Source organism: Psychrobacter sp. CX14, from assembly GCF_057396205.2.
The window spans coordinates 1,884,514-1,898,949 of the sequence record NZ_CM183187.1; the positions used below are offsets into that span (position 1 = coordinate 1,884,514).

General features: G+C 41.7%; 12 protein-coding genes and 1 pseudogene. 8 read left to right on the top strand and 5 right to left on the bottom strand.

What is annotated here, in order from left to right:
* Positions 1 to 29: 29 nt before the first annotated feature.
* A complete protein-coding gene (locus AC2SLO_RS07610) occupies positions 30 to 1,463 on the bottom strand; it encodes an aminotransferase-like domain-containing protein (protein ID WP_486541107.1) in 1,434 nt (477 codons plus the stop codon).
* A 456-nt stretch (positions 1,464 to 1,919) separates the two neighbouring features.
* Here AC2SLO_RS07610 and AC2SLO_RS07615 point away from each other — a divergent pair, with 456 nt between their 5' ends.
* From AC2SLO_RS07615 to AC2SLO_RS07625, 3 genes and pseudogenes are all read left to right on the top strand, one after another.
* Positions 1,920 to 2,594 (top strand): LysE family translocator, encoded by a 675-nt coding sequence (locus AC2SLO_RS07615; protein WP_486541109.1) that lies wholly within the window; start codon positions 1,920 to 1,922, stop codon positions 2,592 to 2,594.
* A gap of 156 nt (positions 2,595 to 2,750) precedes the next feature.
* The gene (locus AC2SLO_RS07620) at positions 2,751 to 3,437 is read left to right on the top strand and encodes a LysE family translocator (RefSeq protein WP_486541111.1); all 687 of its coding nucleotides are present in this window, start codon (positions 2,751 to 2,753) and stop codon (positions 3,435 to 3,437) included.
* Positions 3,438 to 3,516: 79 nt separating this feature from the next.
* A pseudogene (locus AC2SLO_RS07625) lies at positions 3,517 to 4,230 on the top strand (aspartate/glutamate racemase family protein).
* Here AC2SLO_RS07625 and AC2SLO_RS07630 read toward each other — a convergent pair.
* Positions 4,227 to 4,598: a MerR family transcriptional regulator gene (locus AC2SLO_RS07630; protein ID WP_486541113.1), complete on the bottom strand. Its 372-nt coding sequence runs from the start codon at positions 4,596 to 4,598 to the stop codon at positions 4,227 to 4,229. The pseudogene AC2SLO_RS07625 and the gene AC2SLO_RS07630 sit on opposite strands and share 4 nt — an antisense overlap.
* 123 nt (positions 4,599 to 4,721) lie before the next feature.
* On the opposite strand from AC2SLO_RS07630, the gene AC2SLO_RS07635 reads away from it, so the two are divergent.
* The gene (locus AC2SLO_RS07635) at positions 4,722 to 5,531 is read left to right on the top strand and encodes a sulfite exporter TauE/SafE family protein (protein ID WP_486541115.1); all 810 of its coding nucleotides are present in this window, start codon (positions 4,722 to 4,724) and stop codon (positions 5,529 to 5,531) included.
* Between the two features lie 242 nt (positions 5,532 to 5,773).
* Here the strand turns inward: AC2SLO_RS07635 and AC2SLO_RS07640 are convergent, their stop codons facing one another.
* Positions 5,774 to 6,517, bottom strand: a complete 744-nt coding sequence (locus AC2SLO_RS07640) for a M90 family metallopeptidase (protein ID WP_486541117.1) — start codon at positions 6,515 to 6,517, stop codon at positions 5,774 to 5,776.
* A gap of 32 nt (positions 6,518 to 6,549) precedes the next feature.
* Entirely contained in the window at positions 6,550 to 7,800 is a 1,251-nt protein-coding gene (locus AC2SLO_RS07645) for a DUF819 family protein (RefSeq protein ID WP_486541119.1), read from the bottom strand.
* Positions 7,801 to 8,165: 365 nt separating this feature from the next.
* Here AC2SLO_RS07645 and AC2SLO_RS07650 point away from each other — a divergent pair, with 365 nt between their 5' ends.
* A complete protein-coding gene (locus tag AC2SLO_RS07650; RefSeq protein ID WP_486541121.1) occupies positions 8,166 to 10,427 on the top strand; it encodes an ornithine decarboxylase in 2,262 nt (753 codons plus the stop codon).
* 101 nt (positions 10,428 to 10,528) lie between these two features.
* Here the strand turns inward: AC2SLO_RS07650 and AC2SLO_RS07655 are convergent, their stop codons facing one another.
* Complete coding sequence (locus tag AC2SLO_RS07655; protein ID WP_486541201.1) at positions 10,529 to 11,647, bottom strand: porin; 1,119 nt, start codon at positions 11,645 to 11,647, stop codon at positions 10,529 to 10,531.
* 175 nt (positions 11,648 to 11,822) lie between these two features.
* Between AC2SLO_RS07655 and AC2SLO_RS07660 the strand changes: the two genes are divergently transcribed.
* The 3 genes from AC2SLO_RS07660 to AC2SLO_RS07670 all read left to right on the top strand — a co-directional run bounded on the left by AC2SLO_RS07660 (position 11,823) and on the right by AC2SLO_RS07670 (position 14,433).
* Entirely contained in the window at positions 11,823 to 12,428 is a 606-nt protein-coding gene (locus AC2SLO_RS07660; protein ID WP_486541123.1) for a hypothetical protein, read from the top strand.
* A gap of 207 nt (positions 12,429 to 12,635) precedes the next feature.
* Complete coding sequence (locus AC2SLO_RS07665; RefSeq protein ID WP_486541125.1) at positions 12,636 to 12,944, top strand: Trp family transcriptional regulator; 309 nt, start codon at positions 12,636 to 12,638, stop codon at positions 12,942 to 12,944.
* A gap of 61 nt (positions 12,945 to 13,005) precedes the next feature.
* Positions 13,006 to 14,433, top strand: coding sequence for an anthranilate synthase component I family protein (locus AC2SLO_RS07670; RefSeq protein ID WP_486541127.1), 1,428 nt, complete (start codon positions 13,006 to 13,008; stop codon positions 14,431 to 14,433).
* The last annotated feature ends 3 nt before the right edge of the window (positions 14,434 to 14,436 follow it).

The window sequence follows — 14,436 nt, forward strand, 5'->3', positions numbered from 1 at the left end:
GGCAGGATTAGCTTCAAATTGTGTGTTCACTATTTTTTGGCATCAGAGATATAACCCTTCGTATCAGATATATTCCTCTCTAACCACTGCAAAAACTCATCACTGGTTGTCGCAACGTTTAAGCGTAGGTGTGTCGAATATTCACCATTTGGGTTAAACAATTGCCCCAGTGCTATAAGCCAGCCGTCATTATGCGCTTTAAGGGCAAGCTTTGCGGTATCACATTTGGCATTAATCCAAACAAACATCCCTGCCTGCGTGTGTTCAGGATATTCAAGTTCCATAGTGGTCAGTTTTTGACGAAGCTGTTGATGGGTCGTATATAGATGTTGTTGTAGCTTCTTGAGTTGGCGACGGCTCTCGCCATGCGTCCAGAGCTTATGTATCACTCTCTCGCCAAACTCTGGCGTTGTCATATTACTTAACGTTTTTACGCCAATGACCTCATCAATGAATTTATCAGGACAAACCAACATCCCGACTCGCCAACCCGATGCCATATATTTAGAAAATCCCGTAGCATAAAATACCCGTTCAAACTGATCTAGACTAGAATACCTCAGCGCATTGTCCTCGGGTAATAAGGCGGCGTACAAATCATCTTCAAAGATATAAGCATCGTATTTGTGAATAAGGTTGAGCACTTGATACACTCGTGCAGGATGCAGATTATAAGACGTTGGATTGTGAAGCACGCTGTTGGTTAAATACATCTTAGGACGATGACGTTCAAATATTTGAGTCATTTGTTCAATGTCAGGCCCTTGATGATCACGCCTTACGCTCACTACCTTCAGTCCTTGACGCTGTAAGCTACTCGATAGCCAAAACCAACCCGGCTCATCAACGAGTACGGTATCCCCTTCGCTTAACAACACTTGAGAAACTATTAACACGGCTTGAGAAATACCAGCGGTGGTAATGACATGATCAGGGGTCGTTTGCATGCCTAACTGACCCAAATATTGAACCAGTTGCTGTCTTAAGGGTAGGAAACCCTGTATATCTCCGTAGTCATATATGAAGTCATCCGCTTGCTTGGCAATCTGCCGTATTGCCCATTCCATTTTATCATTTCGTACCCACTCCAATGGCAAAACGCCTGAACCAGGGGCTCTATCTAGTGGCGTTTTGCTGAACATTTGTCGTACTAACCACTTTGTATCAATCTCAGGATTCTTATCTACTTCTTTTATGCTTTCTGCGGTCAGGGTTTCCTCAATAATTTGGGTATTCACATAATAGCCCGAGCCTTGCTTGGCCGTTAATACATTAGTAGCCACCAATTGCTCATAAGCTTGCGACACGGTAAAACTTGAAACCCCTAATAATTTCGCTAATTTCCTGACCGAAGGCACCCGCTGATTTGTCTTGTAAACGTGCCATTCAATGCGCTTATTGATCCATTCGATGATGGCTTCTGTTTTGGTTAAGCGTGGATTAAGGGTATAAGTTTCTGACATGACTTTGTCCATATTTATGAATACGGTTTTATATCTATGGTTGTTAAGACTACGGTTATTAAGCCTATGGTTGTTAAGACTACGGTTATTAAGCCTATGGTTTTTATGGTTGTGGTTTTAAGAATATGGTTCTTTAAAATATGGTTATTTCAAACTCATTATTAGCTTTAAATAGTGTGAATCTAATAGATAGTTAAATTGAACTGTATTGAACATTAATCTTAACACTTTATAGGCACTTTTAATGACTGTATTGATACTGTATAGATTATTAATTCACAAAGATTTCTAAAATTATTTTTCTCTAAAAAATTGTCATGATTTATTTATCAGTACACTTTGTTAACTGTTATTTATTTTGTATAGGTATTGTCTTGGTAATAGGCTATATAGCTCGTTTAAACGGATTTGAAATAATACGTGGTGTTTAGGTCTTAGCTATTAAGGGAATTAGATATGATGACCATTGAGGGTAGTGTTATAGCTTTAGCCGTGCTTATGATAATCAACTCAATTACACCTGGCCCAAACAATATTATGCTTTTGCAAGGTGGTCTTAAACGGGGCTATTGGGGATGCCGTTGGCATCTGCTGGGTGTTAGTTTTGGTGTCGGTATTATGTTGTGGCTGAGTTATTGGGGTATGGCAGCCGTCATTGTTAATCACCCTACTATGATGCTGATAATTAAAATATTGGGAACGAGCTATTTGTTATGGCTGGCTTACCATATGGCCAAAAGTAACTTTGCGGAGATAGTGAGATTAGCGCTAGAAAGCAAGGATGGAGATATCGCCAATAAGCAACGTTTTGGAGAGTTACCGTTAAGTTTTTGGGAGGCTGTGCTGTTTCAGTGGTTAAATCCCAAGGCGTGGACGATGACTATGGTCGCCCCTACTTTGGCTATTTTGAGTAGCAAAGTGTTTGCGGTTCAGATGGGACAATTAAAGTTTGGACTCAATAACTGGCCCCTACTCTTAATGTGTATGGCGATTAATTTAACCTGTATTAGCTTTTGGTCAGCAGGTGGGCAGCAATTGAGAAGACTGGTTAAAAGGCCTTTAATAATGAGAATAGTGCATGTCATTATCGTATTGATGGTTGTTTATTGTGCGCTTGCCTTATGGATGTAGGTCGGTAATTGTAACGATTCGGTTTTCTAGGGAGATTAAAAAATTAAGTTTGTAACCCTAAAATTAGACTAATTTCGTTAAAATATCTCTATAACTATTAAATGATAATACATAATATTTGTTAATTTTCCCGCATACTTGGAGTTATATTAACCGATGTTAACCAATATGATGACTGGACTAGAAGGTAGCGTTTTTGCTTTAGCCGTATTTATACTTATCAACTCCATAACTCCGGGGCCAAATAATTTAATGCTATTGCATGGTGGTATCAAAAAAGGGTTATGGGGCTGTCGAGGTCACGTATTAGGCATAACGTTTGGTGCAGGCGTGATGACGTGGTTAAGCTATTGGGGGATGGCCGCTATCGTCGTTGACCACCCTACCCTTATGTTAGGTATAAAAATATTGGGTACGGCATATCTATTATGGTTAACTTATCAAATGGCGATTAGTGACTTTAGTGCGATGGTCACTGAGGCTTTGCAACTTGAGTCTTCTGGGAATGCGGATGCAAAGATTAAAAATAAATTTGGAGAACTGCATCTTACCTTTTGGCAAGCAGCGTTGTTTCAATGGTTAAATCCAAAGACTTGGACAATGACGGTCATGCTACCCAGTATTGCACTAATACATACTGAGGATACTGGCGCAAAATACGCATGGTTGGAGAATTGGCCATTAATAATATTGTGTATGATCGTAAGTCTTTTATCTATAGCCGTATGGGCAGCTGGCGGGCAATGGTTGCGGCGTTTAGTACATAATCCTAAGTTAATGAAACTGATTCATATCATCATAGTGGTAATGACTTTATATTGTGCGGTTACTTTATGGATTTAGGTTGGTTAATTATTTTAAGCTTAGTTGTATTAATGATAACATCCTTAACTATTAGAATAATTTAAAACAGGATTAAAATATGAGAACTCAAAAAACATTGGGCATTATCGGTGGAATGAGTTGGGAGAGTACACAAACGTATTATTAACTCATTAATCAAGGCGTTAATGAGGAGCTTAGCGGATTGCATTCCGCTGATATTATCCTGCACAGTTTGGACTTTGCCCCTATCGCTGACCTACAAGCTAAAGATGACTGGAACGAACTAGCCGACATACTTATCGATAGTGGACTACGCTTAAAGCGTGCTGGCGTGGAAGGATTATTAATAGCAACTAACACCATGCACAAAGTTGCTGAGCAAGTGCAACTAGCAGTCGATTTACCGTTGATTCACATCGCTGATGCAACGGCACAAGCTATCTTAAATCAGAAGCTAAAAACGGTGGCGCTACTGGGAACCAAGTTTACGATGAATAATGAGCCACACTTTTACCAACAACGACTTATAGATGCAGGATTAACGGTGCTAGTTCCTGAATCAAAGGCGCAAGACAAAATTCATGACATAATTTATAACGAGCTTTGCCAAGGTCAGTTATTAAACGAATCTCATGAGTACTATATTGAGGTAATAAATGACTTGGCTAAGCAAGGCGCTCAAGGTGTGATTTTAGGCTGTACTGAAATTGGACTATTAATTAAGCCAGAGGATAGTCCAATTCCTGTTTTTGATACGACTCAGATTCATGCGAATGCTGGGGTTCAGTTTTTGCTTGGATATGTAGGTTAAGCATCTTGCGTATTTAACAACTTCTTAAAACTATCACAGTTAAAGTGGTCTTGCTCGGGACACTGTACAATATGGTTTAGAGTATTATAAACCACTGTTAACTCTTGAATCCTACCACTTATCTCTTCTGCTTTTACTGATATAAACTCACGGTCAACTTGGTCTCTATCCGCCATCTCTTTTATTTCATGTAATGTAAAGCAATTGTTTTTAAGCAAAATAATAAGTTTCAGCTTCTTGACGACACTCTCAGCAAACACCCTTCGTAACCCATTGCGTCCAATGGAGTGAATGAGACCAAATTTTTCATAATATCTTAATGTCGCTGGCGTTAACCCCGTTTCTTTAGCGACCTCTCCGATGTCCATATCTTAAACCTTCTATATAATAAAAAAAGAGCTTGACTTGAAGTTGACTTTAGGTTGTAGACTGCTACAAGTCAAGTTTTTTATAGTGCCTGAACGCATATTGGGTCATTTTAAGGTGTTAAAATGGATATGGATTTAATTTTTTATTTAATGATGTATGTGTCATTAGGCGCAGTAGTGGGTTTTTTATCAGGGCTTTTAGGCGTTGGGGGCGGGGGTATTTTAGTGCCCCTACTTGTCTCAATTTTTACCTACCAAGGTATGGATAAAGATAATATTATGCAAATGGCTCTAGGTACTTCACTGGCTTGCTCATTGCCGATTACAGCCACAAGTGCCTATTCGCACCATGGAAAAGGCGCTGTGCTTTGGCGTATTGTTAAGTTGGTTAGCCCTAGTATCGCCGTTGGTTCTTTAATTGGCATAATAATCTCCATTAATATAGACGGAAAATATCTTGCGTTATTTTTTGCTTTTTTTATGATGATTGTTGCGGTGAAAATGTTTTCAAACTGGCAACCTAAGTCAAAAGAGAAGCCTATGCTGGGATTTTCTTCAATAATTAGCGGGGTCTGTATTGGCATAATTTCAGCGCTTATTTCTGTTGGGGGCGCTTTTTTCACGATACTTTATCTTACTTATAACAATATAGATTTAAAAAAAGCCATCGGAACCTCTTCTGCAATAGGTTTTGTAGCCATTACCTTAGCAACTTTTGGTTATCTCTTTTCAAGTCCACAAAGTATCAACGTCATAACTTACAGCTTAGGATATATATATTTACCTGCATTAGTTTTGGTCACCTTATCTAGCGTAATCATGGTACCCATAGGTGCGAACGTTTCGCACAACTTACCAAATAAAAGACTTAAACAAATTTTAGGGGTGATATGTGTGTTGTTAAGTATTAAGTTACTGTATTCAATGTTTTGAATGAACTCTTAACCCTTTTTTAGCGTCATACGTCAATAACATCGCTGAAAAATACAACATCACCGTGCCAGCCAATCCATTTAACCATTGTCCAATAGATGACCCTTTTCTTTAACTTTGAAAGGTTTGGCTTCCTTTCTTTTTTAAAGGAGGGGTTGGGGATGGGTTTTAAATTTAAATAAATACAATGGTTTACAACAGCCCTTATCCCGAACTCGGTTTAAGATAAAGACTGAATGAATTTACAACGGAACTTGCTTAAAAAACTCAACCATTAACTGGTAAATATCAGGGAATGCATTGAGTAAATCCTGCGGCCTTTCAAAAAATACTTCACTTAATACCGCAAAAAATTCAGCAGGATTAGTGGCGCCATAATCATCGATACCGGCTTTAGGATTGTGCTGAAAATCAGCGAACCCTTCCTCCATAACCTTGGTCCATTCGCTAGGGTCCATATCTGACTGTATCGGCGGAAAGCCATTCGCACGGCCGTTTAGCATATCTAGCTTATGCACAAATTCATGAATAACTACATTATGCCCATCACGCTTGCCAGCATCTTCTACATCCTCCCACGATAGAATCACTGGGCCTTTAAGCCATGCCTCGCCGCTGCGGTGTTGATGCCCTTGATGCACAATGCCCATCTCATCGGTCGTCGTCGTTTCGCTAATATAGGTATTGGGGTAAATTAGAATAGATGACCAACCTTTATACCATTCAATACCTAGATTCAGGATAGGTAGACAGGCTTGTAGCGCAATCGATTGACGCATAATATCAGTGACCTCAAAACCCTGTACCCCAGAGATAGATTTGTCATGCAAGAATAGCGTCGCCAAATCTATTAATCGCACTAAATCCTCATCGCTAAGCCTATCTAATATGGCTATCTTGCCAGCGATTTTGCGCCAGTCATCTTCCGTACACGGGCTATGCTCTAATATCCACTGCTCTCGCCAATCTTTAATCAAGCCAAACATAGTACTGTCCTTTAATTATTTGCTTATCCGGCTTACCCAACTACCAAGCGCATCAATTGGGTGCAAACATAGCCGCCCACCGTACCGACCGCATAGCCCAAAATACCTAAGAATACCCCGACTGGTGCCAGAGACGGATGAAACGCTGTTGCCACAATAGGTGCTGAAGATGCGCCGCCAGTATTGGCATTAGAGCCGACTGCCAAGAAGAAAAAAGGCGCTCGAATAAGTCTGGCCACCATAAAGATAATCATCACATGGATACTCATCCATAATAAGCCTATGAGCAGCAGTCGCCACTGCGATACTAAGCCATTCAGGTTAATCTGCATACCGATAGCGGCGATTAATACAAAGATAAATACTGTACCGACCTTTGAGGCACCAATGTGGTCTAGCCTGCGTATCTTGGTGAATGAAAAGCAAATACCGATTAGGGTAATTATCACCACCATCCAAAAGAACGAACTTGCAAAACTATACTGTACCGCCCACGAATATGGCGCAAAGTAATCTGCAATTTTACCACCTATAAAATGCGCAAGGCCTACCATAGCAAAGCATAGACCAAACATGGTCATTAAGTCATTTAGGCTGGCAGGTCGTGCATTTTCTCGCTCATAGCTCTCTACCGCCGCGACAACTTTATCAATACTACCGGTATCTGCTTTCAATAAACGGTCAATCTTGGCACTGTGTTTGGCCATAACTAAGATGGCCAATAGCCATATTGATGCATTGGTAGTATCAACCAGTATCATCATGCCAAACAAATCATCGCTGACACCAAACAGCTCCTTCATCGCGGCTTGGTTCGCTGCATCGCCAATCCAGCTACCTGCCACTGCCGAGAATCCGCGCCATAGCGTATCGTCCATAAACATCTGAGGCGATATCCATTTGGCAATACCGAGACTAATCGGACCGCTAATGATAATGGCAAAACTCGCTGCCAAAAACATAGCAATTGCTTTCCAGCCCAAACCCAAAATCTTCGGCACATCCATTGAAAGTGTCATTAATAATAAGCTGGCAGGTAATAGATAAGTCGCTGTAAAGCCGTAGATTTGTGAGCCAATGCCATCGGCAAATACGCCTACGCTGTTTAATATGGCCGGAATAAAGCAGCACAAGACAATACCGGGCAGTACCGCATAAAATCGGCGCCAAAATTTACCCGGTAATCCTTGGGTATAAAATACCAAGCCAATAATCGCCATAATAACGCCAAAGGCTAATGGCAAGCTATCGATAGCCGTTATAAACGTTGATGCGTCGGACATGTGCTGACTCCAGCGGAAACTAAGCGTACAAAAGTAATAATAATATGGTCAAAAATAAGGTATAAAGGTAGCATAAAAAAACAGGTCAGTATAAAGAAGTGCTCTATGAGCCGTAACAAATCAGCGTACTTAACTAGCCGGCCAATCTTTATGTCGATAAGACCATATATAGCTATAAATCGGTAATTTATTTAGCGTAAAATGGTCATCCAAAGCAGCTAAGCATTTGATAAATAACTTTTGTTAGCCATCTTATACCTAGCTATTAAATAACTATCAAACAATGACGGGTTGGAAATAATACACTAATCCCTATAAGATATGTTTAAGCCCATTTTTAAATTGAAGAACCAAAGGATTTTATAATGAAGATAGCCGTCAGCGAAGGCATCGACTATGCACTTAACTGTAACTACCGTCTGACGGAAGTTGAAGCCACTGATTTTACCAATATTGCAGCCATTGTGGTCACCATGGAAGATTTGCCGACCGCACATGCTGAGATTGAAGACTTAGGCTTTACCATTCCTATTTTTGTGGCGATCAAATATGGTGATAGTGTACCCGATGAATGGCTGCCGCATGTATACGGTGTGCTGGAGCTTGCAGATGACCAAAAATACTATAACGGGCAATTAGTGAATGCTGCCGCGGCTCATTATATAGAAACTCTAGACCCGCCTTTCTTTCAAGCTTTGAGAGAATATACTGACTACGGTAATGCTGCTTTTGATTGCCCCGGTCACCAAGGCGGTCAATTCTTTCGTCGTCATCCTTCAGGTCGTCGCTTCTTCTTATACTTCGGAGAGACGTTATTCCGTGCCGACTCGTGTAATGCAGACGTAGGTTTAGGTGATTTGCTAATCCATGAAGGTCCTGCTTTTCAAGCACAGGCGCATGCGGCAAAAGTATTTAACGCCGATAAAACTTACTTTGTTTTAAATGGTACATCGTCATCGAACAAAATCGCCATTGGGGCATTGGTTGCTCATGGCGATTTGGTATTATTTGATCGTAATAATCATAAGTCTGTTTATCAAAGTGCACTGTCGATGAGTGGCGGCACCGCTGTCTATCTTGAGACTGACCGCAATGCGTATGGTTTGATTGGTGGTATTGCCTCACACTGCTTCGATGAGGCAGAGATTCGCGAGCGTATTAAAGAGGTAGCACCTGAGCGTGCTGATGCGAAGCGTCCATTTCGTTTGGCGGTGATTCAGCTTGGTACCTATGATGGTACTATTTATAACGCGCGCCAAGTGGTCGATAAGATTGGTCATTTATGTGATTACATCCTATTTGACAGTGCTTGGGTAGGTTATGAGCAGTTTATTCCAATGATGCGTGATTGCTCCCCCTTATTACTTGAGTTAACCCCAGAAGATCCGGGTATTATCGTCACACAATCGGTGCATAAGCAGCAAGCAGGCTTCTCACAAGCGTCGCAAATTCACAAAAAAGACAACCATATCAGTGGACAGGCACGTTATGTAAACCATAAGCGCTTTAACAATTCATTTATGATGCATGTCTCAACCAGCCCCTTTTATCCGCTGTTTGCTTCATTAGATGTTAATGCCAAAATGCATGAGGGCAAGGCTGGTCAACGTATGTGGCATGAGTGCGTTGTCGGTGGTATTGAAGCACGTAAAATGCTGCTTGATACTTGCACCATGATAAAACCTTTTGTACCGCCAACAATTGATGGCAAGCTATGGCAGGACTATGAAACTGAGCAAATCGCCAATGACATCCGTTTCTTTGAATTTAAAGAAGGTGATCGCTGGCATGATTTCGAACAGTATTCTGACAAACAGTACTTTATCGACCCATGTAAGCTGTTATTGACCACACCGGGTATCAATATGGATACTGGCGAATATGAAGAAACCGGCGTGCCAGCCCCATTACTGGCGCATTATCTACGTGAAAGCTCGGTCATTCCTGAGAAAGCGGATTTAAACTCTATCTTATTCTTGTTAACCCCTGCTGAGACTTTAGCGAAGTTCCAACATCTGGTAGCACGTATTGTGCGTTTTGAGGCACATATTAAGTCAAATAGCCCAGTGAGTGAAGTATTGCCGTCATTGGCTAAAGCGTATCCGCAATATCGCAGCTTAGGTATCAATGAGCTGTGTCAGCGTCTGCATGATTTTTATGCCAAACATAAGCTAAACCTATTGCAGCAGCAGATGTTCAAACGTGAGCACCGTCCTAAGTTTGCAATGCGTGCCTTTGATGCACATAATGCCTTTATCCGTAATGATATCGAGTTGGTGCCATTAGCAAGAATTAAGGGCCGTATTGCGATGGAAGGTGCGCTTCCCTATCCGCCAGGCGTTTACTGTATTGTACCTGGGGAGGTTTGGGACGGCGCCGTTCTGGATTACTTCTTGGCGCTCGAGGAAGGGGTTAACTCACTGCCAGGGTTTGAGCCAGAAGTACAAGGCGTTTACTGGGAATATGACCAAAATGGTCGCAAACAGGCATGGGCGTATGTGCTGAAGGATCCCTCTATTGAATCTTCTGAGCCACCGTTTAAAGAGCCTGAGCCTGCCGATCCTTACGATGATCCGGCGACTTTTGAAGACAGACAAGAGGCATTAACCCCCTTTGGTCATGTGTAATATGTATTGAATGAGTCTGATTGACAATAATATAGGCACTTAGAGTTCTAAGTGCCTATATTATATTGCTTATTTTATATTACTTATACTGTGTGCTGCTTTTAGAAAAAGTACTGCAAGCCAGCGCCAATGGCTAGCACCTCTGTATCACCGTTGGCAGTTATAAACCGCTCATTACCATTGGCATCTTGAGTGATATCTACCACGCCTGTCACATCATCAGCGCTGTTGTAACCGGCATAAGCGTGAGCAACGATATTTTTGCGGATATTGTAAGTACCACCGACTACAACCTGCTCAGAGTCGGCATTATCCACACCATCTAAGTTTGAGCTGTTGTTGTATTGTACATAGACGGTCGCCGGTCGCGAGAAGCGATCGACATCCATATTAGCGCTTAGCACATAGCCCTTCTCTTTTTTCGAGTGGTTATCATAATCTGCTTGCTGATATAAAGCGCCCAAAGTCACTGGCAACTTTGTCACTTTACTCAAGTCATAAGTGACCGTGCCGCGTACCAAGTCTCCGGCAAGCTCAATATCTTTATCATAACCGATACTGGCCGTTAATCCTTTACCTTGATCAAAGGTAATCGCACCCCCGTAACCCTCATCACCGCCTTCGTCATCGAAGGTCTCATTGGCTACATACATAGCCACAAATTTAAGCGGTAGATTGTCATACTCAGGCGACATCCACGTCACTGAGTTTGACACACGAGGCGGTGCATCTATCATATTCAGCGCTTCAACCCGGCGACTATCACTCGGTAATGCAGTAGTACCTAGATTATCCCAATAACCTTGGGTTACACTTACATTATTAATCTGATCCACTGGCGAGAAATAACGGCCCACCAAGACATCACCATAGTTTTTATTACTTAAACCCAGATAGGTGGTGCGATGCTCTAGTGTATCACTGTCACCATCCACATCGACTTGATACTCAAGCTTATACACCACATCGGTTGTCGCAGTCATTGGTTCAGAGCCCTCTAAGCCAATAACCGATTTATGTGAGCTGATTTCAAAGTTATCTTCGTCGACATCACCGCGTACATTACCTAATTGACGGTCATTATTACTGTCAAATTCATTGTCGCTATAATCCCCAATCATAAAAATTCGGCCATATAAATTGGGCTCAGCATGGGTAAGTGAAGCGCATAAACATGTAAGAGCGGAAACGAGAACCTGCTTTTTCATAAGACAACTCATTAATATAAATATAAAAGGCAACAAAAATTCATCATAACATGTAAATATAGAAGCTTTATAACCAAAGCGCCTTTAATAAATCACAAAAAAGTCTGCTATTGAGTATAATTATGCCATTTTATTGTCTAGTCGTTCGCAGACTGTATCTGTTTAAATCTGTTGTTGAGAATCATCCATGAACTATCCTAATGCTTTGCACTATCTCAGTTATGCTCCGCTATTATTGGCAATGACAGGCTGCGCCACCACGCCAAACACCCCATCTGAAGGCGCTATTAACACGCCCGCCTCTACCTCATCCACCACAATAAAAGTCGCACCAAGTAAGCCGAAAGCGTTTAGTGCTGCAGAAATTAAAGACATCAGTGCTGCATTTCAGGCTGGCAGCTGCGATTTAACCAAGCTTACCGCACAAGGCCAGAAATATGGTTTAGACAATACGTGGGTCAATCTATATGAGCGCACTCCTAAGCCGTTATCGTCATTGGATCAAACAAACCGCTGCTTTTTGGCACAAAGTAATGAGTTATTCGCCTATGGAGATGACTTCTATGGCGAATCTTTTGATAGCTTAAACAAAAACTGGTTTAAAAACGCTGCTAGCATCCCTGACGATGCTCATATCGTCAGCATGCGCTATGTGACGCCAAAAATCTTGGTAGCCAATTGTGACCCTGATTTAGGGCGTCCGGTTATTATCGATTATGAAAAAGATGAGCAAGGTCGTATCAGCCGCACTATCTTAATCAATGAAGACTTCGATTCAAGCTGCGTAAAATAAGTAGATAGGCTACCTGCTCTGTATAGACAGATTAGTAACATTAAGGCAGCCAATACGGTTGCCTTTTTTATGGCGCCTATATCCCATCTATATATCAACTATTTATGATATTTAAGGTTTACATTATCGTACTACTGTACTAGAATACTGAAACATAACGACGAGAGATATCTATCTTTGATTAAATTTAACAGACAGTGATTTATTATGACAACCCATAATTTAGCGTATCAAAGCCTACTGACCCATTTATCTCAGCTTACACAAGATGAGGAGATTGATGCGGTATTGTCTGCGCTACTGACGGACAAAGAGCAACAAGACATTGCCAATCGTATTCGTATCTTTGATTTATTAGAGCAAGGCATCACCCAGCGCGCTATCTCGCAGCAATTAGGAGTTGGTATTGCTACCGTATCACGAGGCGCTAAAGCCTTACAGCAGCAAGATAATAATGCTATTTATAAATTATTGACCACGCACCGACAGAGCAAACCCGATGCAAAAGGTACCTAATAACAATTAATAGGTTAACCCTTAAATTTAAATACTTTAGCCACTATTTTGGACATTCTTTATGAGTACAGCGACTTCTAATCAGCCACATCCTATTAATATTCCAAGTAAACCCATACGTATCAAGCTTACCCAAGATATTGACTTCTTTGAGCTGTTTAAGCGTATTGAAGCCGAGTTTGATACCTGTTATTTGCTTGAGTCTTTGGGCGCAGAAGGTCATATGGCACGTCATCATGCGATTGGCTTCTCGCCAATAATGACGGTAGCCGCTCCTGATCGTAACACCCTACGTATTACTGATAATAAAAACGGTGAGGTAACTGACTTTACAACCGAAAATCCGTATCAACTACTACGCACCATTACCCCGCAGCATGTTATCGCCCGTGAGCAGACTGGCGGGCTCGTTGGTTATCTTGGTTATGACAGCGTTAACTTTTTTGAGCCAAGCTTGAATGCCAAAGCCAGTGAGCATTTTGAAGCTTTTAAGTTTGGTGTCTATTTAGATGGGCTGACGCTCGATAAGATGACCGGTGAAATCTTCTATTTCTATTATCCAACCGAGCAACAAGACAACCGTGTTGAGAAGGTTCAGGCGCTATTACAACAAGAGGTGCCAGCCTACACTGACCCGGATATTGAGTTCTTAGGCGATGGAATGAGCCGCGAGCAGCATGCCAAAGCGGTTATGCAGGTTAAAGAAGATATTATCTCAGGGCGTATCTTCCAGTGCGAGGTGGGGTTTAAGTCTAACTATAAAATCAGCGGCGATCATATTCCTATCTATGAAAAGCTGCGTCAGGTGAATCCGTCACCGCACATGTACTTTATGAAATTTGGCGAGCAGCGCATTATCGGTGCCTCACCTGAGTTATTATTCCGCTTACGTCAAGGTGAGATGGAAACCTACCCGCTGGCAGGTACCGCCAAGCGTGGCAAAGATGAGGTGGAAGACCGTCAACTTGCTCGTGCCCTACTAAACGATGCCAAAGAGATTGCCGAGCACAACATGCTGGTTGATTTACACCGCAATGACATTGGCCGAGTGGCACGTTTTGGTACCGTAAAAGTCCGCAACTTGATGGATATCAAACGCTATTCACACGTACAACACATCTCCTCTGAGATTGTGGGTATTTTGCATCCAGACGAGGATATGTTTACTGCATTGGCAAGCAACTTTCCTGCTGGCACGTTATCAGGTGCGCCAAAGATTGAAGCGATTAAAATTATTAACGAATTAGAACCCGATGGCCGCGGTGCTTACGGCGGTGCGCTTGGTTCATTTAATTTCAATGGTGACTGTATTTTTGCAATTCCTATTCGCAGTCTATTTATCAATGGCGAAACGGCATATGCGCAAACTTGCGGGGGTAACGTCTATGACTCAAACCCTGAAGATGAGTATTTGGAGATTCAGCGCAAATTATCTGCGATGAAAGTGGTACTAGATAGTTTTATCAATAAAGAGGGTTCAAATAGCTAACCT